Source organism: Porphyromonadaceae bacterium W3.11, assembly GCA_030434245.1.
Taxonomy (GTDB): domain Bacteria; phylum Bacteroidota; class Bacteroidia; order Bacteroidales; family Porphyromonadaceae; genus Porphyromonas_A.
In genome coordinates this window covers 411,756-435,754 of sequence record JAUISX010000001.1, presented here as the reverse complement: position 1 = coordinate 435,754, position 23,999 = coordinate 411,756, and the positions used below count along the sequence as shown (strand labels likewise).

General features: G+C 39.8%; 20 protein-coding genes. 3 read left to right on the top strand and 17 right to left on the bottom strand.

Annotated elements, in window-relative coordinates:
* Positions 1-46: 46 nt before the first annotated feature.
* The 6 genes from QYZ87_01710 to QYZ87_01685 all read right to left on the bottom strand — a co-directional run bounded on the left by QYZ87_01710 (position 47) and on the right by QYZ87_01685 (position 4,882).
* Positions 47-640, bottom strand: a complete 594-nt coding sequence (locus QYZ87_01710) for an adenylate kinase (protein ID MDN4753255.1) — start codon at positions 638-640, stop codon at positions 47-49.
* A gap of 49 nt (positions 641-689) precedes the next feature.
* A complete protein-coding gene (locus tag QYZ87_01705) occupies positions 690-1,244 on the bottom strand; it encodes a phosphoribosyltransferase family protein (protein ID MDN4753254.1) in 555 nt (184 codons plus the stop codon).
* A gap of 597 nt (positions 1,245-1,841) precedes the next feature.
* The gene (locus QYZ87_01700; GenBank protein ID MDN4753253.1) at positions 1,842-2,312 is read right to left on the bottom strand and encodes a DUF4293 domain-containing protein; all 471 of its coding nucleotides are present in this window, start codon (positions 2,310-2,312) and stop codon (positions 1,842-1,844) included.
* Between the two features lie 25 nt (positions 2,313-2,337).
* The gene (locus tag QYZ87_01695) at positions 2,338-2,682 is read right to left on the bottom strand and encodes a DNA-directed RNA polymerase subunit omega (protein ID MDN4753252.1); all 345 of its coding nucleotides are present in this window, start codon (positions 2,680-2,682) and stop codon (positions 2,338-2,340) included.
* 77 nt (positions 2,683-2,759) lie between these two features.
* Complete coding sequence (gene bamD, locus QYZ87_01690) at positions 2,760-3,581, bottom strand: outer membrane protein assembly factor BamD (GenBank protein MDN4753251.1); 822 nt, start codon at positions 3,579-3,581, stop codon at positions 2,760-2,762.
* Between the two features lie 527 nt (positions 3,582-4,108).
* Positions 4,109-4,882, bottom strand: coding sequence for a DUF2807 domain-containing protein (locus tag QYZ87_01685; GenBank protein ID MDN4753250.1), 774 nt, complete (start codon positions 4,880-4,882; stop codon positions 4,109-4,111).
* A gap of 460 nt (positions 4,883-5,342) precedes the next feature.
* Between QYZ87_01685 and QYZ87_01680 the strand changes: the two genes are divergently transcribed.
* Both QYZ87_01680 and QYZ87_01675 read left to right on the top strand, forming a co-directional pair.
* Entirely contained in the window at positions 5,343-7,706 is a 2,364-nt protein-coding gene (locus QYZ87_01680; GenBank protein ID MDN4753249.1) for a TonB-dependent receptor, read from the top strand.
* 15 nt (positions 7,707-7,721) lie between these two features.
* Positions 7,722-9,020 carry a DUF4374 domain-containing protein gene (locus QYZ87_01675; GenBank protein ID MDN4753248.1) on the top strand — a complete coding sequence of 433 codons (1,299 nt, stop codon included), beginning with the start codon at positions 7,722-7,724 and terminating at the stop codon, positions 9,018-9,020.
* A gap of 512 nt (positions 9,021-9,532) precedes the next feature.
* On the opposite strand, the gene QYZ87_01670 is transcribed toward QYZ87_01675, so the two are convergent.
* On the bottom strand, positions 9,533-10,675 hold the full coding sequence (locus tag QYZ87_01670; GenBank protein MDN4753247.1) for an IS256 family transposase: 1,143 nt from the start codon (positions 10,673-10,675) through the stop codon (positions 9,533-9,535).
* Positions 10,676-11,052: 377 nt separating this feature from the next.
* Here QYZ87_01670 and QYZ87_01665 point away from each other — a divergent pair, with 377 nt between their 5' ends.
* The gene (locus tag QYZ87_01665; protein MDN4753246.1) at positions 11,053-12,714 is read left to right on the top strand and encodes an IS1182 family transposase; all 1,662 of its coding nucleotides are present in this window, start codon (positions 11,053-11,055) and stop codon (positions 12,712-12,714) included.
* A gap of 81 nt (positions 12,715-12,795) precedes the next feature.
* Here the strand turns inward: QYZ87_01665 and QYZ87_01660 are convergent, their stop codons facing one another.
* From QYZ87_01660 to QYZ87_01615, 10 genes are all read right to left on the bottom strand, one after another.
* On the bottom strand, positions 12,796-13,248 hold the full coding sequence (locus tag QYZ87_01660; protein MDN4753245.1) for an ATPase: 453 nt from the start codon (positions 13,246-13,248) through the stop codon (positions 12,796-12,798).
* Positions 13,249-13,288: 40 nt separating this feature from the next.
* Complete coding sequence (locus tag QYZ87_01655) at positions 13,289-15,136, bottom strand: V-type ATPase 116kDa subunit family protein (GenBank protein MDN4753244.1); 1,848 nt, start codon at positions 15,134-15,136, stop codon at positions 13,289-13,291.
* Between the two features lie 8 nt (positions 15,137-15,144).
* Positions 15,145-15,756, bottom strand: coding sequence for a V-type ATP synthase subunit D (locus QYZ87_01650; GenBank protein MDN4753243.1), 612 nt, complete (start codon positions 15,754-15,756; stop codon positions 15,145-15,147).
* A gap of 18 nt (positions 15,757-15,774) precedes the next feature.
* Positions 15,775-17,100, bottom strand: coding sequence for a V-type ATP synthase subunit B (locus QYZ87_01645; protein MDN4753242.1), 1,326 nt, complete (start codon positions 17,098-17,100; stop codon positions 15,775-15,777).
* Positions 17,101-17,120: 20 nt separating this feature from the next.
* Complete coding sequence (locus QYZ87_01640; protein ID MDN4753241.1) at positions 17,121-18,893, bottom strand: V-type ATP synthase subunit A; 1,773 nt, start codon at positions 18,891-18,893, stop codon at positions 17,121-17,123.
* A 37-nt stretch (positions 18,894-18,930) separates the two neighbouring features.
* Entirely contained in the window at positions 18,931-19,866 is a 936-nt protein-coding gene (locus tag QYZ87_01635) for a DUF2764 family protein (protein ID MDN4753240.1), read from the bottom strand.
* A 19-nt stretch (positions 19,867-19,885) separates the two neighbouring features.
* Positions 19,886-20,494 carry a hypothetical protein gene (locus tag QYZ87_01630; GenBank protein ID MDN4753239.1) on the bottom strand — a complete coding sequence of 203 codons (609 nt, stop codon included), beginning with the start codon at positions 20,492-20,494 and terminating at the stop codon, positions 19,886-19,888.
* Positions 20,495-20,974: 480 nt separating this feature from the next.
* Positions 20,975-21,556, bottom strand: a complete 582-nt coding sequence (locus QYZ87_01625) for a hypothetical protein (GenBank protein ID MDN4753238.1) — start codon at positions 21,554-21,556, stop codon at positions 20,975-20,977.
* 82 nt (positions 21,557-21,638) lie between these two features.
* Positions 21,639-22,760, bottom strand: coding sequence for a hypothetical protein (locus tag QYZ87_01620; protein ID MDN4753237.1), 1,122 nt, complete (start codon positions 22,758-22,760; stop codon positions 21,639-21,641).
* An 18-nt stretch (positions 22,761-22,778) separates the two neighbouring features.
* The gene (locus QYZ87_01615; protein MDN4753236.1) at positions 22,779-23,915 is read right to left on the bottom strand and encodes a hypothetical protein; all 1,137 of its coding nucleotides are present in this window, start codon (positions 23,913-23,915) and stop codon (positions 22,779-22,781) included.
* Positions 23,916-23,999 lie beyond the last annotated feature (84 nt).

Below are 23,999 nucleotides of genomic sequence, written 5' to 3'. Positions count from 1 at the left end.
ATCTTATTTTTATCTTATTATATATAGTTCAACCTTATTTAGATGATTAAAAGCTGAGTGAGTTTTCCTCAATCAGTTCATCTAATGTATGGATGATCCTTTCAGTTATTTCTGGAATTTTACCAACTCCATTCACTTCACAGCAAAGACCATGTTCTTTATAAAAGTCCAGTACAGGCTGTGTCGTGTTGTGGTATATTTCCAATCGTTTCTTTATGGTCTCAATATTGTCATCCGAACGACCCGATTCTTTTCCTCTCTCTAATAGTCGTTTGGTGAGCTCCTCATCATCGACAGACAATGTGATTAGGATGGGCTTGGTACGTTTCCTCTCTTCTAGCTTTTGAAGAAGAGATTCAGCTTGAGATACAGTTCTCGGGAAGCCATCCAGAATAATACCATCTTCTTCGCCTTGAGTTTCAATATTATCTAGAAGGATGTCTAGGATAATCTGGTCAGGAACGAACTGGCCTTTAGAAATAAGACGGTCAATCTCCATACCCAGAGGAGTCCCTTTTTTAGCTTCTCCTCTTAGTAGATCTCCTGTCGAGATGTGTTGTAGCCCATAATGTTCAGCTACTCTTTTGCTTTGTGTGCCTTTACCGGAGCCTGGAGCTCCAAACATAATTAAATTAAGCATTCCGTGAGTTACTTTATAGAATATTTATAAACATGATGATTATCGGTTATTAAGCCTTCTCACCCGAATCTTCAAGAACATAAATATCGCGTAACATTCTACCAACGCCATTATAGTCTAGACCACGGCCTACTATAAAGTCATTGGGAATGTTAATCCCTGTGTAATCAGCTTTCCTAGCTCCCTCTTGAATAGCATTAGGTTTAGAAAGCATTGCTGCTACATATACTTCATTGGCACCTCGTTCCAGATAAAGCTTTTCAACTTCTGTGACGGTAAATCCCGAATCCACTAAGTCCTCAAGTATCACTACTGTTCGTCCCTCCACACTCACTTGAGGTTTCATGACTTCTTTGAGTTCTCCTGTAGATTCTAGTCCACTGTATGATGAATACTTGGCGAATGCTATTTCGTACGAATCGTTTAAAGCTTTTGATAGATCCGACGCAAACATGTATGCACCATTAAGAATACAGATGAAAAGCGGATTTTTATTTCCCAGATCACGCTTAATCTCTTCTGCTATTTTGGTAATAGCAGGTCTTATCTCCTCTTCATTCATATAGGGAACAAAGGTGAGCCCATTTATTTGAATTTTATTCATTACAAATATTTCTTCTAGTATTAAGAATAGAAATAGTTTTACAAAGTTAAGCAAAAACAATGAATAGTCGTAGCTATTATTTATTATTTTACGAGCTTCAAGATTAAATGGTTAGTTTCGACTTTGATGTATAGTTAAGGCTGGATTGGAATGGTGGAGTGGGGTGGTTTGGAAATATTATTCATAACCTCAAAGAGAGTCAAGGCTGTTGTAAGCTGTATTCCATAATATAAACAGGTCTTATATTGTATATTTTAGCTATTTCCTGCGTGTCGTGGCACTGTATAATATAAAAGCTTGCTGCCCATTATATTTCCTTGATGATGCTGTGTTAGAGGTGTTACGGATGTCTCGTGTGGTGGATGAAAATTTTTCTTCGTGAGTGTTATTCATTATTTATGTAACGTGATCGGATTCAGGTGTCTTAATAACTATATGAGTTTGCAGCCGGTTGCCTTTATCCTCAATCAATATACCGATGCTTGATGTTGTGAATAGTGCTGAATAAAAAAACTCTCCTTCACAGTCAGGCCGGAAGGAGAGCTTTTTTTTGTACTTTTATTCAGTCTAATAAACGACTTTTCTTATTAAGAATGGTTATTTACGCAAGCGATTGATGCTGCGAATAGTCATCTCATCAATAGCAATGGCACGAGCCGCTAAATAATCAAAAATCATCGCTAATATGGGGGCTCCCATGAAGAGGGTTATATTTTTTATCCAATTCTCATTTATTCCGTCCACCGTATTGATAAAGTCTTTCATGTAAATCCATACCAATACATAAAATCCAATCTTTAATAAGAGGTTAAAGGTCGTAATACGTCTTTGAATTACGCGTTTGCTGTATAGGAAAATGGATATAAAACTAATCAATACCATCAGGATAGTTAGCCCAAATAGTCCCCATGTAGGACGGATTAGCTCTTCCGATAAATCTTCAAATCCCATCGCATTCATAGAGTACACCATATCAGTGGTGGTCACTTTAGCTATTGCGAGTAGAATCGTTAGGAGCATCAATATACCTGATGCAAGTAAATACAACGTCTGCTTTCTCTGGATCATTTATAATCGAATGCCTAATGGTTTATTAGAAGTCATCATCCTCGTCTGTGATTTCCTCTAGCGGATTTCTATAGTAGATCTCTTCTTCCTCAAATTCCTTAGCTGCAATTAATACAGGCTTAGGCATCTTCTCATAATATTTTGAGATTTCTATTTGTTCATGATTTTCTACTACCTCCTCAAGAGTGTCTGTGTATGTCGAAAATTCCTGAAGTTTCTGCTCCAGATCTTCTTTGATGTCAACGCTAAGTTGATTAGCACGCTTTGACATGATGACGACAGACTCATAGAGGTTACCAGTTGGTTCGCTAAACTTCTTTAAGTCTCTTGTGACTGTGGTTTGAGGTACAATTCCCTTTTTACGCTCCATTTTGTATTTGAAATCTATTTTTATTATGCTTTTTAAGCCTATTACACTCTATATCTCTTTATTTTCTATCTCTCTCTTTACATCGCATCTTTATTGATATGCTTTTCAGCATATTCAAAGAAGGCATCTACTTCTTTTCTCCTCTTTCCGTTCGGAAATTCGTTGATGAAGTTGTAGTACTCATCCCTAAGATCTCTTAATCTCTGCTGTTGCTTATCTATAACGCTATTTTTGGCAATTTCGTATAGGGAAGCTACCACATAGTAGTGCATCTCTTCCTTATGCATAGAGTAGGGGAATTCCTTCATGGCTGCGCGAGCTGTGATGATACAGCTCTCATAGTTATTGAAAATATAATTACCCAAGTTGTAGTACAACTGTGCGTTGAGCACTTCTTTGAGGGCTAGATTTTCCTGAAGTTCGAAAAGTAAGGTTTTAGCTTCCTCGGCTCTCTCATGCTGTGGGTAGTAGTCTATGAACAATTGAAGCTCCTTCATCGCTTCATATGTTTTTGACTGATCCAAGCGAGGGTCGGGTATGTTCTGAGCTAAGCCATATCCTGAGTAGAAGCGTGCTAATTCAGCGTACTCACCATTTGGATAGTTGGTGTAGTATTGTTTGAAAGCCATCTGAGCTTCTTGATAATTCTTTAGCGAATAATGCGATTGTGCTTGTAGATACAAGGCCTGCTCTCCAAGTGTCGTCCCCTTAAGGTATGGTACTACCTCATCGAGAAGCGAAGCCGCCCATGAATACTTCCCAGTATTATAATATTTCTTTGCGTATGAATACTTCTCCATCACATCTGTACTTTTTTGTACCTTAGTGTACTCATTACAGGATGTTAGTCCTATACTGAGGAGTAGAGTCATTAACGCTAATTTTATTATTTTTCTCATACAAATCATTATCCTATGCCATAATTCTTCTTGCAAAGGTAACAATTATAGCTGACATTTGCGTAGCTAATTTCCTAAAGATTGTGATGTCGTTTGATTTCGCTCTGATGTATTGATGTGAGAGGTGTGAGTTAGATGACGGTAGAAGAGGTGCTTTTTGAGCTTGTGTTTTGCCATCAGTCTGTCTTAGAGTACCAAGTTTATAGTCTTTTAATTCTTCCCCGTAGGGGGCATTTTTTTACATCCCAAGTTCTTGAAAATGAGTTGAGAGATAGCGGGATTTTTTTATTATGAGTAAACTATTTTCTTTGTATATCAAAAAAATGTGTTTCCTATGAGAACGACCTCCTCTTCATATAACTAATTTTTTGTCTGCATTAAGTCGTTAGATGTCAGATTATTTGTTGTGATTCAGACCTTATAATTTTCGCTCACATTAGTTTGTTGATGGTTTCGTAACGTGGCATAAATAAATGGATGATCCAGCTGTGTGAATCATCCATTTATGAAATGACTGAGGATTAGAATTAGTTATATGGAAGCACATTAATGCTAGACATTCCTGATTTACTAGAGTCTATTTGATGAGCGTGGATCGTAGCACTACTTACTCCACTAGCCTCAATAGATGCCTTCTTGATGAATGATTTCCTTCCGTTGAAATTACTCGCACCACTTATTTCGATACTTATGGTGTTACCTTTACCGCGGTGTGTGAATTTTGAAGCACCCGAAATGTCAGCTTTTAGTCCATCAAAATCACCTGTTATGTCGAGCTTGCTAGCCCCCGATAGGTCTACGTTGATCCTTTTGAAATGTCCATCAGTATTGATCTTGCTCGCTCCTGATAAATCCAGCATTAGGTGATCTACAGTCCCAGAGAAATCTGCCTTGCTAGCCCCTGATAAATCAATTTCTAGCTTGTCATTATTCAATCGATCTGCAAATGATATTTTTGAAGCTCCTGAAACTTCTAGCTCTTTGATATCCTTTATATTAGTTAGATATAGGCTTACTTTGATACTACCATCATTACGACGTGAAAAGGTGCCCTTTTTACGTTTCAGAGTTAGTTTTCCCTGTTTCAGCTTGTACGAAAATGTTTCTAAATCCTTCTGATTAGCCCTGATCTGCATTTCATTTTTTTTCGCGTGAATAATCTCAACTGAGATGGCTGAACTAACATCAATCCTTGTAGGCGATTCGGATAAAGTGATAACCTCTTGTGCAATAGAGCTTGTAGCAAAGCTACTTCCTATAATTACTAGTAGCGTAGATAAGAGTAATTGAATTTTTTTCATGGTACATTATTTATTGTGTTTGGTAATATATTTTGCAAGGTACCGAAATGTTTCATATTAAACAATAATTAGATAAAAAAGATTTACTTGATTGAAACGTTATGAAGTATATAGACTTTTAGAAATCTAGTATTGTCTCAATAGTCTGGGGGGAAATAGGGTATAGAAGAGACTTAGTCGGCTTAAGCAGATTGATGAGCCAGAAAACTTAATTCCACATATAAGCGGATATTGACTTTTTTTCATTTCTAACCATTCTACGACTAATATTCGCACTTCTATCTTGAATCTATATACGATTAATTTGCACATGGTGTGTTCTTTTGGAATATCAACCCTATGTGCATTGTCTTTAACTTATTGATAGCCACATAAATTACCTACTTTTGGGTATTGCCTAGTGGTGATGAAAACATCACATTTGTCTTAATCAATAAAAATATGACACAGCTAAATACTAATGCTAATCAATCTAAGAACATTACTTGTAAGTACAATCCTTGCATGTGTAGTTTTATGTACTTCTACAAGAATAAATGCACAAAATAGTTACGTATCATTGACTGGTATCGTGACGGACACAAAAAATGATGTCCCTATAGAGGGGGCTACAGTGTATATCCCAGAGTTCAGATTGGGAACAATGACCAATGCTCTCGGAGAGTACCACCTCTCGGTACCATCTGCCGATAAATATGACCTTCACTTGAGCCTAATAGGTTATGAAAATAAGATAATAAGCATAGAAAGAGCTAACCGTACTTCTATCACACTAAATATCTTACTTACCCCAATATCAGAGCAACTAGCGGAAGTAGTGGTTATTGGTAAGAGTAAAGAGCAACGTATGCGACAAGTTCCCTCTACCATCACAGTCCTAGATAAGAAGGATTTGCAGGGGCAAGTATCATCACTTAATGATGTACTCAATCGTGCTATGGGGGTAAAGGTGGCAGAAAAGGGTGGTATGGGCAGTGTTTCTCGTATGATGATACAGGGTTTAGATGGCAAGCGAATTGCCATCTTTGTCAATGGAATGCCATACGGTAGCTCAGAGCAAGCAAATCTTAGTGCTATACCAATTGATCGAATAGAAGCAGTAGAGATTTACAAGGGTGTAGTACCAGCTTGGCTGGGCGGAGATGGATTAGGTGGTGCCGTAAATGTCATCCTTAAGCAGATGAGTGGTGACCATATTAAGTTTGCCTATGAGATTGGAAGCTTCAATACTCATAAAGCTGATATTCAGGCCTCTAAATCTTTAGAAAAGGCGGGAATAGATGTGACACTCGGGGGGACTTTGATACAATCTGACAACAACTATATCTTTAAGTCCCCTTTCGAAGACGACTTAATTATAAAGAGAGATCATGACAAGTACAGAAGCTATGGAGCTGACCTCTCAATTGGATTTACCAAACTTTGGTTTGATCACATCGGGCTATCTATTGGCTTTCAGCACACCTATCAGCAGATACAGGGAGGACTTCAGCACATACAGCAAAATGTACAGTATGCTCACAATAATATCGATAGCTGGCAAGGGGGGCTGTCTCTGAATAAGTCGCTACTAGATAATGACCTCGAAATGTCGCTTAATACGATGCTCTCCAGGTCTATCATCAATCATGTGGACACATCTCGATGGTGCTACAACTTCTTAGGAGAGCGTTATCCCAGTAGTAATGGGATGGGTGAAATCTCTTATCCTAATGACTCTCACGATAAGTACACCACTATACAGAGTGTGCTTAACCTTAGCTACAAGCTTAATCAAAACAACCGTCTCCTTCTCAATATCTCATACCAATATAGTCGCAAGGATCCAAGGGATGATGTAGCTGAGTCATTCACTAAGTTTCCTATCAACTTTATGCCAAATAAGCTTCATTTCCTATCATCAGGATTGACACATGAACTCAAGCTACTTGATGAGTCTTTGACTAATGAGCTTAGTGGTAAATTCTTTTTTTATAAATCGGAAGTCTTCCCTGTAGGATTTACTATCTACCCAAATAACATTCTCGAATCCAACAAAAATAAAAAGAGTACTTGGGGTGGTAGTGAAGCTATCGCGTGGAAACCAATAGATAACTTTACTGCAAAAGCATCGGTACAATATACCTTTCGTACCCCACGGGCGGAGGAATTATTTGGCAATGGCGTACTGATATTTGCTAATGAAAAGTTACAGCCAGAGCAAAGCTTTAATGTCAATATTGGACTCAATTGGCTCATCAACAATCGAAGTTATCCTAATGCTCGTGTGGATATTAACGCCTACTGGATGAATGTCACTGATATGATCAAGCTAACCACGGCAAGTAGCATGAGTATGAAGCATATCAATTATGGGAAGGTTAGAATATTAGGTGCTGAAGCAGGGGTGTACACCGAGCTTTTACCTTGGCTTGCAATGCGTGCGAGTATTACATATCAAGATAGTAGAGATAGAGCTCAAGTACAAGTAGGGGGCGGTGAGAACTTTCACTACAATTATAGAGTCCCCAATATGCCTTACTTCTTTGGTAATGCAGAGTTAAGATTCAGCCAACGGGACCTATTCACGAAAGATGCACAATCAAGTCTTTTTGTAGCGGGTGATTTTACTGAGAACTTTTACTACAACTGGACACTCAGTAAGGATAGTAACCTTGAGATACCGAGACGATGGAACCTCAATGCTGGAGTGCAGCAATCATTTAAGGATAGATACCATCTGAGTTTTGAGGTCCATAACCTCCTAAATAGTGAGCAGTGGGCAGAGTACAAATACCCTCTTCCAGGTCGCTCCTTCCATGGCAAGATTAAAATAACACTTTAATAACAATTTTAAGAGATGAAGAAAATAATTTTATTACTTACAGCACTTATTGCCTCAATGACATTCATTGCATGCAATGACAATAATGGAAAGAAACCTAATCCAGACCCTGCACCAGGAGTTACTAAAGGGTACTTAATGAGTAGCCAAGTAGAAGATGTCTTTCATTTAGTTACATTTCCTGACTTCAAAGAGGGTTCTAAAGTAACTTTTGGCAATAGCATCACACTCCCTGTAGGACACCTTTTCATGGAGCGATATGGTGACCACATATTTGTGATGTCTGCTCGTATGTTTGGTTACGGTGGAGAGCAAAAGCTATACAAGTACCAAATTAATGATGACAATACTATTGCTCTAGTTGGAGAGCTCTCATTTAAGGGGACTCCAAATGTCTGCGAAATTATCTTTGCTAGTGAGACAAAAGCCTATGGCGTAACTAATGGTAGTCATGGGCAACTAGTCATATTCAATCCTAGTACTATGAAAGAAACAGGTGAGATAGACCTTTCAGAGTTAGCTAAGGGGCATATTGTTGTGAAGGACAAAGATGGAAAGCCTACAGGTGAAATCCTTGAGGATAGAGATCCTGACGCTGGCAGTGGGATTATCAGAGACGGTAAGTTATTTTTGACCCTTAGTCAGACCCATAGCATGATGGATTTGGAGAAATGCCCTGGTGAGGTCGTCGTGATAGATGTGGCTACTGACAAGATAGAGAAGGTGATTAGTGACGAGAGGGTAACTTCTCTAGGTATGTTAGGCCACACTAATCCCTTTATGGATGAAGATGAGAATATATACTTTTATACAGGTCCTCGCTCTTCGATGATGAGCCAAATGATGAAAGATAAGGATCCATACTGGGCTACTTCTCGTGATGGTCTCTTAAGAATAAAAAAAGGAGAGACCGAGTTTGATAAGAGCTTTCATATTAGTTTACAAGAGAATATTGAAGGAGCAGAATTAGGTGCATATGCACTCTTTATGACATATTATAAAGATAAGGTGTACTTCTTTCTTGCTAAGCCAAGCCTCATCGTTGATCCTAACGACCAGACCTTTATTAAGAACAAGAACTGCGTGCCATACGAATTGGATTTAAAGAGTGGTAAGGGTAAGCTACTTGACCTACCTGGATCTACTGGATGGTCGATGAGTGCTTCTATCATAGTGGATGATATAGTGTACTTCGGTATCCAAGGAAATGATGGAAATGGTTTTTATTCATATAATACTAAGACTGGAGTATGTAGTAAAAGTCCTGTCGTTTCCACTCTTTCTGGTGTATATAAAGTCCTGTCCTTAAAGTAAAATGGACTATGAATTAGTAAAATAAGGTAGCACCAATATGTGAGTGATGCCTTTAAGAGTCCTTTGTGTACATACACTTATAGAGTGACTACTATTAATCCTTACTGTTAGTGTTTGACTATACTTGATTCTACAGGATATGAGCGTGAGCTTATGTATGATTTCGAAGGGGTGTAGTCATGCTAGGAATACTATAAGACATGTAGTTGAGCATAGAAATATTTATTGACAGACAATCAGTGCATTTAGCATTAGATATCATGACTGTTTTTTTGCAAGGCATTGTATCTTTATGATATGAAGTCTTGCGGTAGTGTCCCCAAAAGTGTGTACGGCAGAATGCGTCTCTGAAAAGCAAACCTACATATTTTTTCGCTTTGTTTTCCATAAACATTAAAGATAGACCAATAAAGAATTAAGGCAAGGCTGTCGTAGCACCGCGGAGACACCGCCTTGCCGTATTCTTTTAGGTTGATATCTTTGTGTTGGAAAATAAAGCACATTGTTGTTATTTACTTTTCATTGTTCTTCCTAAGTCCAAGAGTTAGATCTCCTATTCTTTTCTTCAGATAGTTTGCATTGATTGCAATACTACCTATCAAGTGTAGAGCGGATTCTACGCTAGGTAATGCACATTTATATCGAGCCCCTTTCTTTACCTGTCTATTGAAGCGTTCTATCCAGTTAGTACTATGAATGTACTTGCGAACACTGACGTCGTATTTTAGGTATGTGAAGTAATACTCTATCCTCTGACCGTTAGCTATTTTTGTGAGAAAAGGATAGCTCTTACGCCATCTGAACGCAAAGTTTTTAAAGCTCTCTAGGCCATCTAAAGGTGAGCTTCTTGAGCCGTCTTTACTAAAGACCTCCTGTAGATCACTTGCGATGGCTGACTTATCTCGAGGGCGTATCTTTCGAGTTATTTCTCGCTGTAGATGCACCGTGCAGAGCTGGACTTCCACTTCTGTAAAGTGCTCACGTGCAACCTCTTCAATGTTATTCAACCCGTCTGAAATGATTAGTCCTACCTCTTCGAGTCCTCGGCTTTTTAGATCCTCAAAAAACTCGCCCCAGATGCCGCTTCCCTCTGTTGGATTATTATAGACACCCACGATGTCTCGACGTCCTTCGCTATCTAAACTCATCACTACAAAAAATGCCTCCTTGCTCACACTTTCTCCTCTCCGTACAGGAAGATATGTAGCATCGATAACAAGTGCCTCTAAAGTCCTCGGTAGACGTCTTTGACGCCACTCTTCTACTGCTTCTTGGGTCGATAAGGAGAGACGATTGATTTGACTCGTACTATAACGTTTACCATACAAACGCTCGAATACTCCAGAGATATCCTCCATCGTATTACCGCAGCTATATAGATAACCTGCTAGTTCTCCCATCTCTTTCTCTTGATCTTTGAGAACGCCTAAAATCAAGGGCATGAAGCCCTGCTGTCGAGTTCGGGGTACTCGTAATTCTAGCATATTACCACTCGCAAAGATGCGACGGGAGCGGTATCCATTGCTCACATCGCCACTATCTTCTTTATACAGTTCCCTCTCCCCTTGCATCGCTATTTCGATGATTAACTCCATTAAACGGCCAACTCCATTTGGCTCTGTCATCACGTTTGATAGAATTTCCTTAAATTGCATTTGTGTAAGTCTCATCTTCTTGTTTATCTTTTGTTTTTAACTTTTCAAAGATAACATTCTTGGGACTTACACACTTTTTGGGGACAGTATCAGTCTTGCAAAAATTTTATGATAAAGTGAAGCCTCTTGTGGGTGGATTAATTGAGTGTGTCGCACCTCAGATATCAAAGATTTGTTATGCACTACTATAAGGTTGATATGTTTGATTCGTCCGAAATGTTCAAGAGTTATGATATGGTGTATGAAAAAGAGGGTGTGTCAAAACTAATTTTTTTGACGCACCCTCTTATTTTGCGACAAAAGCCCCAACTTTCACAAGCTGGGGCTTTTCTATATCATAAAGATTTTGTATCTTTATGTATATCAATAAATTAACTATGACAAAGATACAATTTCGTCCATACATACACAATAGGTCAATGCTTTTTCCTCAAAGGCTTGACGAGGATATTTGTGCTAATAATCCAGTGAGAGTGGTCAATGCCATTATCGATGCTATTGAGATTGAGAATATTAAGGGCTTGTACAGTAAGATAGGTCGCCACCCCTACCACCCCAAGATGATGCTCAAGGTGATTATCTACGCCTACATGAATAACATCTACTCGTGCAGGAAGATTGAGCAAGCCCTCAAAAGAGATGTCCACTTCATCTGGCTTGCAGGGTATGAAAAGCCTGACTTTATCACCATCAATAGATTTCGTAATCGTGTAAAAGGAGAGATTAATAAGGTCTTCTCACAGATGGTATTGTTACTTGCAGAGAGAGGTTTTATCAGTCTTGATGTGGAGTATATCGATGGCACTAAGATAGAATCCAAAGCCAATAAATACACCTTTGTGTGGCGGAAAAGCGTGGAACGAAATCGAGCCAAACTTCAGGAAAAGCTAAAAGTGCTGCTCTCTCAAATCGATGATTGTATTGCTCAAGAGAATAGCGAGGGTAGCGAAGAAGTAGAGATTACAGCGGAACAACTTTCAGAGCTGGTGACCACCTTCAAAGCAGAACTAGAGAGAACCCCGGAACCAGTCAACAAGGAGGAGAAAAAGAAAATAAGAGAGAGGAAGAAGCAGATCAAGCAACTAGAAGAGCACAAAGACAAACTTCAGGAGTACGACAAAAAGCTAGAGATACTCGGCACTCGCAACTCCTACTCCAAGACCGACCCCTCTGCCACCTTTATGCGTATGAAGGAGGATGCCATGAGAAATGGTCAGACCAAGCCAGGTTACAATTTACAAATAGCTACGAATCAGCAATTTATTACCAACTTTGGACTTTTCCACAATCCTACTGACACCCTCACATTTATCCCCTTTCTTCAATCCCATCAAGACCGTTATGGTGATTTGCCCTCTACTGTTGTAGCCGACTCCGGCTATGGCTCGGAGGAGAACTATCGTTTTATGGAAGAGTCTGGTACAACACCCTTTGTCAAATACAATCGCTTCCATATTGAGCATCGTCCTCGTTACAAGCCCGACCCATTTCAGCCCGCATCTTTATACTACAACAAAGAAGGAGATTACTATGTCTGTCCGATGGGACAAAGGATGAGGCGCATCGGGACAAAGAGAGGCAAGACAGCAAGCGGATACACTACTGAGAGTGCGAGATATAAGGCTGCGAGGTGCGAAGGATGTCCACTCAGAGGACTATGTTTTAAGGCAAAAGGCAATCGAATCATAGAGGTCAATCACAGACTCAATGAGTACAAAAAGAAAGCAAGCCAACTCCTTACGTCCGAAGAAGGACTAAGACATCGAGGACGACGATGTGTAGAGCCGGAATCAGTATTTGGTCAAATGAAATACAATATGAGCTACAAACGCTTTCGACACTTCGGTCAAGACAAGGTCACTATGGACTTTGCCTTCTTTGCCATAGCATTCAATGTCAAGAAACTATGCTCTAGGATAGCGAAAAACCCAAAAAACATGGATAATACACCTCATTCTTGCCCAAATCATCCATTTTTAGTTACTAACAAACTATTTTTAGGGGAAAACCAAATTCTAAAACATCTCGTAGCTGCTTAGGACACACCCTATCAAAAAAATTGAGGATGCATCAAAACTAGGTTTTGACACACCCTCTTATATTTATTATTACTACTTATATTATCCAAGCATACGGAATACTAGGATGTTGACAAGTAGAGCAAGGATCGCATAAAGCTCTGGGAATACTGCCATTACCATGGTAGACGCAAAGACATTGTGACCATCAGCAGTTGCAGCAATACCATTAGCAAGGATCTTAGACTGTCTATCGGCTGAAACCCAACCCACAGCACCAAGTAACAAACCACACCACAAAATAGCGATAGCTGATTGCATTGACATTTCTGGGCTTACTAGCTGGATAGCAAAGTAGTAACCAACGAATCCGTACAAACCCTGTGATGAAGGTAGTGCAGATAGACCGATGTATTTACCCATCTGGGTTGGATCCTTACGCATTGCTCCTACTACGGCTTGACCGCAATTGTAAAGCCCCATACTACTTCCGATACCACTAAGCCCTACCATTAAAGCAATACCTAAGTACGATAAAAATAGATTTAATTCCATAAAAATTGTCGTTCTCTTAAATTGATATATTAAATTTTATTTACTTCTCATTAACTTCTAACTTGCGTAAGGGGTCATACGCTTTACCACCACCCTCATATTCAGAGTTATTAAAATACTCTACAAAGATAAGACGGATAGGGTGTACCAATGCACCAATTGTAGTTAGACCAAAATTGATACTATGCCCTGCTATTAAGATGAAGGCCCCTACTGGGATAGCAGCCCAGATAGGCAACCCTGATGTCGCGGTCGATGCAAGTTCATTAAACACCGAACCTAAGATTGATCCGGTAAGACCAATCGCGAATAGACGGATATATGAAAGCGTATCTCCTAATAAACCAGAAGCCGTTCCATACGTCTGCCATAGGGCTGAACCTATGTTCAAGAATACATTCTTACCAGGACTATTATAGAATAGTACTAATAGGACACTAATAGCAGCTATCCCTAATAGGAGATATTCTATCCATGTAGGTAATACAATGTTCATTTTTGGTAGCCCAAACATTATAGCTCCTATTAGTATCAATGTAGGCCATGCATAACTAGATAAAGCCATCTTAACACCATACTGCTTCTGCTTCTTCATGGCACCAATGTATTTAGCAAAGATAATCTGTATAATTCCTAATACTAGAGATATAACCATCATATTATCTTGTGATAGGAAATACTCTTTGATAGACACAAATATAGGCACCTCTACCAAATTGATACCGAAGAATGAACCTGTTAAGAATCCTATAACCATTCCAGATAACCCGAGCCATTGGGCTAGCTCCAAGATTGGTTTGAGTGATTCACTTGCCTTAATCTTCAATAATGATGCTACGACAAGGACCAACATCCCATAACCTGAGTCTCCAAAGCAAATTCCGAAGAATAACATGAAGAAGGGTGCTATATATGGAGTTGGGTCTAACTCGCTATAGTTAGGAAGAGAGAAGAGTTTGACTAGTGGTTCAAATACCCTAGTAAAGCGATTATTCTTCAGCTGAATAGGGACATCATCTTCACTATTAACCTCCATCTCAATGAATGCAATACCGCTATTCGATAATGCATTCTCCATCGCGCTCTGTTTATCCTCAGGCACCCAACCTTCTAGGATTACCAGCTTATCCTCGTATAGACGTTCACCTTGGATAATAGCATTATTCATGCTGAACTCCTCCTGCAGCTTGATTTTTTCCTGCTCCAATATCTGGTTGTTATACGCAAGGTACACACGTGTACTCTCAAGCACTTTCTTCTCTTCTTCTAAAGTGTTGTAATCCACTTCTAGTTGGCTCAGAGTTTTTTGAGGTAACTTTTGGAGTATCGCGTTATCTAGCTTAGGTGCTATTGGGTCTTGAGTTATAGAGACGAAGTATATTGACCGACCTAAATCTTGGATTCTTTGGGTATTATACTCCTTTTCCCATGCCTCATCATAATATCGTTCGGGGACACTATAAAAGTGTAAATAGTATCCTGCTTCTTTTAGTTTCTCAACCAGTGCAAGGTCGAAGTCACCCCAAACCCTCATCTCACTAAGATACATCTCTGTCTCAGAGAGTTCGGTTTGGGTGGAAGAGATCTTCCTCTCCACCTCTTCATAAGCCTGCATAAAGGCATCGTAATCAGTCAGAGTGTTCTTAGGAAGTTCAATATGAGGAATCCCCTCTTTATCCTGATCCTTCTCTAGCGGATTACTCTTCTGAATCATTGTGAGGTGTTGCTGGAACTTACGAATTGATTCCTGCTTCTCAAGGTTAGACTTAAAAAGCTCAACATCCTTAGTATTTGTACGATTCTTTACTTGGACCACTCCAAGCTCTCGTAATTGTCTCAAAAAATCTTGATACTCAGGTTCGAAAACGAAGTATGAGTATCTTTTCATAGGTACTATCATAAATCTTTTCTTTCCTTTGCTTTGTTTTCGAGATTTGTTCTCATAATCTTTTGTGAAGCTTTTGATAGAGATTCTTCATCCTCTAGGTAACGCTTGATCTTACGAATCGCATCCTCATATCCAGGGATCTGGACTTTCTCAAAGAGGTTAACTTTTTGAGTGGTCTTGCGTCGTGCGTGATCCAAGACATCCAGCTTAAGGCGTCCAACTTCAGCTTCGATACCTATCGAAGCCATATCCTTAAGAAGCTTGGTTCCTTCCATGAACCAGGAAGGATTATTTAGTAAGCTAAATGGACGGACTTCAAAATCAATGTTTTCCAACTCAGGTACCTGTACCCCAGCAAAACGCTTGATCTTAATCTGTACATCCTTCACTCTAACAATATTAGGATCAAATTCATTCCATAAGGCTACCATAGAGTCGTACCCTAGCATGCTTTGCTCAAGCTTTTTCTCTAGGCTCTCTACTCTATCTTTAGTACGCTTCACCTCTACACGGAGTGCACTTTCCTTACTTTTGATCGTAGGGAGAGCACGCAACCTTGACTTCAACTGCTTTTGCTGCTGCTGAAGGGAGGTCTTATTGTACTGAAATTTTATTGCCATCTTATTCTCTCGCCAATATTAATTATCAGAAGGCCAATATTTATCAACAAACTCTTGACGGATGTTTACCTCTGTCTTTGAGAAGTGTTTTGAGAAGAGTCCCCATGCTCTATCAAGCATCTCTGTAGTATTGATGTTAACATCAATGGCCAGAAGGTCTTTTGAGTACTCTTTTGAGAAATCTAGTGCACGTTGGTCATAATCTGTAAGATCAAAACCATTCTCCATCTTGGTCTGAGCATTAGCGGCGTCGGCATAAAGACGAACAGCTGCGTTCATCACTTGTGGGTGATCCTCACGAGTATCTTTACCAATCACGAGCTGCTTCAGACGAGATAGCGAACGGAATGGGTCCACAATAACTTTACCTACATCACTATCATGACGTAGATATAGCTGACCTTCAGTAATGTAACCTGTATTATCTGGCACTGCGTGAGTGATATCACCACCAGACAATGTAGTCACAGCAATAATGGTAATAGATCCTCCGTCAGGGAATTGTACTGCCTTCTCGTATATCTTTGCTAAGTCAGAGTAGAGTGAACCAGGCATTGAATCCTTAGATGGGATTTGATCCATCTTATTAGATACGATAGCCAAGGCATCTGCATAGTTACTCATATCTGTCAAGAGTACAAGCACCTTTTCTTTCTTCTCTACTGCAAAATACTCGGCTGCTGTAAGGGCCATATCCGGGATAAGCACACGCTCTACCGATGGGTCCTCTGTAGTGTTAATAAAACTAACGATACGATCCAGAGCACCTGCATTTTGGAATGTATTTCTGAAGTATAGGTAGTCGTCATTGGTCATACCCATACCTCCCAGAATAATCTTGTCTGACTCAGCACGCATCGCTACGGTTGCCATTACCTGGTTGTAAGGCTGGTCGGGGTCTGCGAAGAATGGAATCTTCTGACCGGTTACAAGTGTATTATTCAAGTCAATACCAGAAATACCAGTGGCGATTAGGTCACTTGGCTGTTCACGACGAACTGGATTCACTGATGGACCCCCAAGCTCTACTTCCTTACCCTCAATTGCTGGACCTCCATCAATTGGCTCGCCATAGGCATTCATGAAACGCCCAGCCAGCTGATCGCTGACCTTTAGAGAAGGAGCATGACCAAGGAATATTACTTCTGCATCTGTAGGGATGCTATCTGTACCCTCAAATACCTGTAGGGTAACTTCATCACCAAATATACTCACTACCTGAGCAAGCTTGCCATTAATCATAGCCAGTTCATCGTACCCAACGTCTGTTGCATTAAGGGTACAAGTCGCCTTAGTGATCTTTGTTACTCTTGTATATATCTTTTGAAAAGCTGTTGTTGCCATATCTTATCCTCTCTTTATCATTATTTCGATTCTACTGGATGCCCCTCTTGCTTATCCACTAGCTCTTGGACCATTGCTTCATACTTCTTGAAGTCTTCACTTAAGAACTCAGAATAGTTCATCTGCTTCATGAGGTTGATGAGTTGCTTGAAGAAGTCTCCTACCTCCTCAAAGTCACCAAAAGCAAAATCGATTTCACAGATTCCCATGATGAGCTTTAGCATATATTTCTGTCGCTCCAGTGGAGTGATCTGGTCAATATCATCAAATGCATCCTGCTGGTAGATAACGAAGTCAATAAGCTCAGATTTCCAGAATGTATCGTGGTGATCTAGTGGCACACCATCGTCACCGAGGATATTAATCTGTTCCGCCACTTCACGACCTCTAATCATTCTTCGCTTAACCTCATTGACCATTGCAACCCAATCCTCACCAGCTAGCTCGGTGATATAATCAACGAACTCTGGGTATTCAATATACTTGGAGTAGCTATCAATTGGATTTACTGCTGGATACCTCTTTCTATCAGCACGATCTTGCTCTAGGGCATAAAAGCATCGTGCTACCTTTTGGGTGTTCTCGGTCACTGGCTCTTTTAGGTTACCACCTGCAGGTGATACAGTACCGATGAAAGTAACAGAACCGCTTTTACCATTATTTAAGTAAACAAAACCAGCACGGGCATAGAAGTTGGCAATAATAGCGGACAAGTCCATAGGGAAACCATCAGGTCCTGGCAACTCTTCAAGTCGGTTAGACATCTCACGAAGTGCCTGAGCCCATCTTGATGTAGAGTCAGCCATCAATAGAACCTTCAGACCCATGCTACGATAATACTCAGCGATCGTCATGGCTGTATAGACTGACGCCTCACGAGCTGCTACTGGCATGTTAGAGGTATTCGCGATCAGGATGGTACGTTCCATCAATTTACGACCAGTATGTGGGTCCTCTAGGTGTGGGAACTCTTTGAAGATCTCCACTACCTCATTGGCACGCTCACCACAAGCAGCCATGATAACGATATCCGCATCCGCTTGCTTAGAGATAGCGTGCTGGAGTACGGTTTTCCCTGTACCGAACGCACCTGGGATAAATCCTGTTCCTCCCTCTACGATAGGGTTCATTGTGTCGATGACACGAACCCCTGTTTCCAGAAGTTTAAATGGACGTGGTTTCTCAGCGTAGCAAGTAATGGCTTTCTTTACTGGCCACTTCTGAACCATTGTAACGTTATGCTCCTTGCCTTCTGTATCCTCAAGTACAGCAATGACATGATCAACAGTGTATTCGCCCTCAGAGACCAAGCTCTTAATTTTGTAGTTCCCCTCAAAGGTGAATGGAACCATAATGCGGTGAGGTTGGTTATTCTCATTCACCTCACCTAGCCATACTCCTGCTTGTACGAGATCTCCAACTTTTGCAATCGGCTTGAATAGCCATAGTCTATCTCTATCAAGTGGATCAGTATATGAGCCTCTCTTTAGGAACACGCCCTCCATCTTGTCGAGGTCGTGTTGAAGACCATCATAATTCTTGGATAGCATCCCAGGGCCTAACTGCACCTCAAGCATATGTTGCTCAAAAGTAGCCTTATCGCCCACCTTTAGTCCACGAGTACTCTCAAAAACCTGAACGATGGCGTGATTACCAACGACCTTAATAACCTCCGCCATCAGATCGCTACCTTGAACAGTTACATAGCAAATCTCATTCTGTGCAACTGGGCCATCAGCCTCAATTGTCACTAGGTTAGAGACTATGCCTATCACTTTACCTGTTGTTTTCATCATAGATATATATTGTGTCTAATCTTTTATCAGCTTATTATCGTGATTTCTTCCTAATCTTCACGGAATCTCTAAACTTCTCGAGTTCGTCGCTCCCTTCATTATTTAGTCCGTGAACGATGCTTCTGAACTTTTGCTCCCCATGCACTTTATCGAGACTAGCCCAACGCTCTAGTATCTGCAACTTGAGCAGATATACCATCATGGCATTTATAGAAAAGATATCAGCAAAAGTAACATCATCTAGCAGATCCCACTTCATCGCATCTAATCTTCTTTCTCGGATAGCCAAGTGTTCTTCTTCACTGATCTTACGAACTTTATTGACCAGCTCAGCCTCATTCATATAGCTAACTTGGCTCCACTCTCCACTTCTCAGAATATCATAGAGTGGTTTGTCACCTACTAAGTATTTAGATGCGTCTAAACCATACTTCTGAGCGGTAATGGCAGCCAATACTGATGCGACATCTTGCTCCAATGCAAACCAGCTCTTAAGAAAAGAATTCCCCTTAGTTTGTACATACTTGACATACTCCAGAAATAGGATATCTTCGTAGAAATAACTTCTCTCGACATCATTTTTTTTGTCTGAGAGATACATTTCTACAAAGTCAATCATGTACTTAGGGTACTTTTTCTTATTAATCTTTGGGAGGTTTAGACGCTCAGTAGAGTAGGGACCCGATTCACAGTTCACCTTTGCCTGTACTGCATCAATTAAATACTGTAGTTTTTCTTCTCCTAAGACCAATAATTCAGAATTAATCTGACTTAATTCATCCCCCTTAAGCAATTGCATCAGTAGGTGATTATCATTTCTAAGTAAGATTAATTCAATCTGCTGACGGTCCTTTGAGGTTAGCTCTTTTGAGAGAAGCTCTAGGAATTCCTTACTGGTTATGTCATTAGATCGATACTCACCTTGCTTAAGCAATGGAAGTGCCGCCCCAAGGGTAAAATAGTTTGCCATTCTAATCGTCTGTAATCAGTTAGTTATTATCACCGAAGAGAATTGCCTTCATGCGAGGACGCATAAAAGACTTAAAGTACTCCGCAAAGGCTTCCTTACTTATTGTTACCTTGTAGTCAGCCCCTTCTGGCGATACGTCAAAGCTAGCACTCTTACCTGCTACTTCGCGAATCTTAACCCCTTGATCAAAAACGTCTTTTGCCTCTTTTCTGAAATACTCCTCTAACTTTTGAGCATCACTTGTACTAATAATTATGCCGTTGGCATCGGAAGCAAACAGCTGTTTACTCATTTCTACAATGATAGAGTAAATTGACTCAGGATTGCTAAATGCAGCATCCACGCCTTTGTTGATAGCTTTGCTATTCACCATTTCAGTAATCGCACTCTGTAGAGCATCGCTAGCATTAGCAATAACGTTCTTTAGATCCGATTCTGTTTGTTCTTTTGTAGCTTTAGCCTCAGCTTTAGCACTGCTTAGGATACGCTCAGCTTCTTCGTGAGCAGCAGCCAACATTTCGTTTCTCTTTGCTTCAGCTTTCTCTACGATAGATAGAGCCTCTGCATTAGCTTTTTCCACGCCATCGTGATAAATCTTCTGTGCTAATTCTTGAATCTTATTATCCATATAATTATATAGTTGACTAATATATTACTTCAAATCCTATGGCAAAGCCATTTAATAATCATAGTAGGGTTTCTTGAAAAAAAATTACTGGTGACAAAGTTAATTAATATTTATATGATTTCCGAATAACCAATAGGTTTTTTCCCAATAAAATAAGCCAATCTCCACTGAACTATTCCAAATAGAACGTGGATTTTATACACTTGGTAAAAACTCTTACGTATTTAGGATCCAAGGAGCGTTAGGAAATGAATTGATCAGTTCATCTTAGCTGTCAATTATTGACTCGGCTTTTCTTTTAGGTAGAATTTTCCTTTTTATAGGTTTTGCTTCCGTTTGAGTGAGCTAAATGTTAAGCCTTCTTATCTACAAAAAATGTCATCCTTAGTAGTGATTATAAAATTTAAGGATGACACTTTCTTAGTCGATGGTTATTTCTTTCCCCTTTGTTGTGTTGGTTGCGGATGGTTAACGAGTAGGTTAGCAATGCTCCTTAGTAGCGGAGAAATATTCTATTAAATACCATTTTCCATCATCTTTCCGATGAAAAACATACTCTTTGTTCATCTCCGATCCCAACCAACCATTGCAGAAGGATGCTTCATCTTCGTCTATTTCACTCCATGAGGCAAAGAAATTGCTGGAATCAGGCAGTTGGATCTCTAGGAGACCAACCTCATAATCTGGGGTATATGGGGTGTCACTATCCAGTTGTGTCCTGCTTTTCTGAAAATTGATATCCGAAGAAAATTGCTCTACAAATGACATTAATGACTCTCCTGTGGTATTATGTGGAGCTGTAGGATCTACTAATGCGAGGTTTGTTAGCCTGTACGGTTCAAACATCTCTTCTAATGACGGTGATGTTGAGACTTGTTGGCGTACCAGTTCATTCGCCTCCTCCACAGTGAGCTCATCCTCAGATTCACCAGATTCCTCAACATACTCTTTGTCCTCGTTCTCAGAATCGCTTTTGCTGTTCTTTGTGCTACAGCTTACTGCACACAGCACAACGAAAATAATAGAAAGCCTAATACCAATATGAAGAACTCTCTTTTTCATGATTCTAAATACATAATATATATTAATTCATTTTGATGTATAAAGATAACTCTTTTTTATTTAATGGTAAAATAATAAATCCTCACTTTTCGAAAATTTTTATTAGAGCCATGAATTTCGTATTCTCTTGAATAGGTGTTAGAGTATAATTTCCTGGCTCGGTTGGCCTTTTTGAGAAAGTATAAAGTGGATGAGGGGAGGCTAATGGAGGCATGTGGCCTACTGACGGAAGGTGTAGAATAGTATATTCGCCTGAAAAACCTTCCATAAGCCAATGATCACCCAGCGATAAAGCTAAGTGTCCCATCGTAGGGCGGCAATTAATCTCTAGACAAGGGGCAATCTTTAGGTGTCCGTCGTTATCCATAAATACGAGAGTATCTATACCAAGATATCCTTCGTAGTGGCCAAGAGGTAGTTGTGACAAGGCTGCCATTAACATATTAATGTACTGATCATGGCTAGGAATCGTTGGGACGCTACTAAATTGCTCTTCTAGTTTAGTTCGAGACTGAATAACATTACCTTGATATTTCCCTTTGGCGGTTACAAAACTACTCGGCCCCAAATAGCTTATCGTCCCATTTGCGTTCCTATAAAATTCATAGCCACGGTCTTCGATTTTATTATAATATGGTTCGATATAAAGAGTTGCCTTTTTATTCGTCTTTTGTTTTAGAATAAAATCCTGAAGTTGTTCTGTGGAGTGGATAAAGTGGATGCCCCTTCCCGAGCTTGAAAAATCATCCTTTAGTACCCATTTATTTTCCTTTAAGGTTTCAATGTCATTTGACTCGATGAAGCTTGTCACGAGACGAGGTGGTACAAAAGATGAGAAAAGTTCGGGCGACTCTCTTTTGATAAGTCTCCACAGATCTACACTTAATCTTCGAGATGTGATATGTCTCATTTCATCTTGGGAGTAGGGGACTTTATCTTTCCCGAAGAGTCCAATGAGCTCGGGTGCCCAACCCCATGGTACCAATTCTGCCTCTTCGGCTATAGAGGTTAGTATATCGGGATGGTCTAAGGATGAGTCTAATGTTTTATTGGTTACGTATACCTTATCCTCCACTTTCTTGTAATAGAGAGGGAGTGTTGATAAGTCGTGTCTAAAAGTCTGTACTGACTTAGTTGGTGTGTAATGATGACTACCTAGACCGACAGAAGCCTCGTAGCCAGGATTGAAAAAGTGTACCTTCACTATGTTATCTAGTCATAGTTATCTACTCATGAATGCCTCTTCGACTAAATCATCACGCTTGTTACTAATCCTTTTTTCTCGTAGTCTTAGCTCAGGACTTTTATCTTCACTAGGAATTTTGGACACTACTTGCAGATAACGGTTAGTCCATTTCTTTAGTCGCTCTTTACGACCGAGATTATTCTCTATCATGATTAATGAGTAGAGGGTGATCTCACTATCAGGGTGGTAGCTTAGTGCCTTCTCAAATGATTTAGCAGCCGCAGCCATCTTTTTCTGAGCTAGATATACATTCCCTTTTATTCCGTTAAGAGTGTAATTATTGAATAAGAACTCGGGTGTCTGATTTAGTAATGAGTCCACCATATTAAGTATATCGTCTGCTTTTGAATACTGTTGTTGCTTATTGAACACGTAAGCATAGTCAAGCATCATGATGGGGTTTTTATAATCAGTGCTAACAACACCTTTTTCTAAAACGATCTCAGCCTTTGGTATTGAGTCTGTATTCATCAGAACATTACCATAATAATATAGGGAGTTAGGATTCTCATCACCCAACTCATATAAGAGGGCTAAGTCCACATGGGCATTTTGTGTCTCTCCCATCTTAAAGTTATTGAAGGCTCGTTGTCTTCTCACCGATAGATTTGATGGATACTTGAGTAAGTAATTATCAAGATATTTGCTTGCTAATGGAAGTGCATCATCTAACTCATATAGGCTACTCAGAAGGATGATGTTAGATGAGTTATAGGGATATTTATCTGCCAGCAGTTCGCGATAATAAATGGCATTCTTAATATCCATTTGCTTGAAATATAGCATTGCCAATAAGTTGAGATCAGCAAAAAGGGTGTCTTTTGGTAAAATATCATTGAGGATGATATTTTCAGACGTGTCCAAGTCTTCAAGTTTGAAGCAGAGACTTGCTTTTCGTCTAGACTGAGAAAGTGTTAGTTCTGGTAAGCGATTTAATTCCTCCAGAGCATGCTCGTAATAGCCAATACTCTCATAATAGATTGAGAGGCTGTCGATGCTTCTCATCAAGAGTGAATCACCTATAATGTCATCTTCATACTCAGAGGTCAGCTCTTGGGCTGAAGCGATCTGCGGAAGCAGAAAAATAATAAAAACTAATAACGTGTTCTTCATAATTACTAAGCTTTTATGAAATGAGCCGTAAGTAATATTACCCACGGCTCACTAATATACTAAATTTGATCAATACATTTTCAG

Bases quoted from the DNA above. Each gene is read 5' to 3' on its own strand.
- QYZ87_01650 (MDN4753243.1), bottom strand. From the start codon at position 15,756: ATGGCAATAAAATTTCAGTACAATAAGACCTCCCTTCAGCAGCAGCAA.
- QYZ87_01705 (MDN4753254.1), bottom strand. From the start codon at position 1,244: ATGAATAAAATTCAAATAAATGGGCTCACCTTTGTTCCCTATATGAAT.
- bamD (MDN4753251.1), bottom strand. From the start codon at position 3,581: ATGAGAAAAATAATAAAATTAGCGTTAATGACTCTACTCCTCAGTATA.
- QYZ87_01625 (MDN4753238.1), bottom strand. From the start codon at position 21,556: ATGAAAAAGAGAGTTCTTCATATTGGTATTAGGCTTTCTATTATTTTC.
- QYZ87_01670 (MDN4753247.1), bottom strand. From the start codon at position 10,675: ATGCAATTTAAGGAAATTCTATCAAACGTGATGACAGAGCCAAATGGA.
- QYZ87_01710 (MDN4753255.1), bottom strand. From the start codon at position 640: ATGCTTAATTTAATTATGTTTGGAGCTCCAGGCTCCGGTAAAGGCACA.
- QYZ87_01660 (MDN4753245.1), bottom strand. From the start codon at position 13,248: ATGGAATTAAATCTATTTTTATCGTACTTAGGTATTGCTTTAATGGTA.
- QYZ87_01635 (MDN4753240.1), bottom strand. From the start codon at position 19,866: ATGGCAAACTATTTTACCCTTGGGGCGGCACTTCCATTGCTTAAGCAA.
- QYZ87_01675 (MDN4753248.1), top strand. From the start codon at position 7,722: ATGAAGAAAATAATTTTATTACTTACAGCACTTATTGCCTCAATGACA.
- QYZ87_01680 (MDN4753249.1), top strand. From the start codon at position 5,343: ATGCTAATCAATCTAAGAACATTACTTGTAAGTACAATCCTTGCATGT.
- QYZ87_01700 (MDN4753253.1), bottom strand. From the start codon at position 2,312: ATGATCCAGAGAAAGCAGACGTTGTATTTACTTGCATCAGGTATATTG.
- QYZ87_01665 (MDN4753246.1), top strand. From the start codon at position 11,053: ATGACAAAGATACAATTTCGTCCATACATACACAATAGGTCAATGCTT.
- QYZ87_01640 (MDN4753241.1), bottom strand. From the start codon at position 18,893: ATGAAAACAACAGGTAAAGTGATAGGCATAGTCTCTAACCTAGTGACA.
- QYZ87_01695 (MDN4753252.1), bottom strand. From the start codon at position 2,682: ATGGAGCGTAAAAAGGGAATTGTACCTCAAACCACAGTCACAAGAGAC.
- QYZ87_01630 (MDN4753239.1), bottom strand. From the start codon at position 20,494: ATGGATAATAAGATTCAAGAATTAGCACAGAAGATTTATCACGATGGC.
- QYZ87_01685 (MDN4753250.1), bottom strand. From the start codon at position 4,882: ATGAAAAAAATTCAATTACTCTTATCTACGCTACTAGTAATTATAGGA.
- QYZ87_01645 (MDN4753242.1), bottom strand. From the start codon at position 17,100: ATGGCAACAACAGCTTTTCAAAAGATATATACAAGAGTAACAAAGATC.
- QYZ87_01615 (MDN4753236.1), bottom strand. From the start codon at position 23,915: ATGAAGAACACGTTATTAGTTTTTATTATTTTTCTGCTTCCGCAGATC.
- QYZ87_01655 (MDN4753244.1), bottom strand. From the start codon at position 15,136: ATGAAAAGATACTCATACTTCGTTTTCGAACCTGAGTATCAAGATTTT.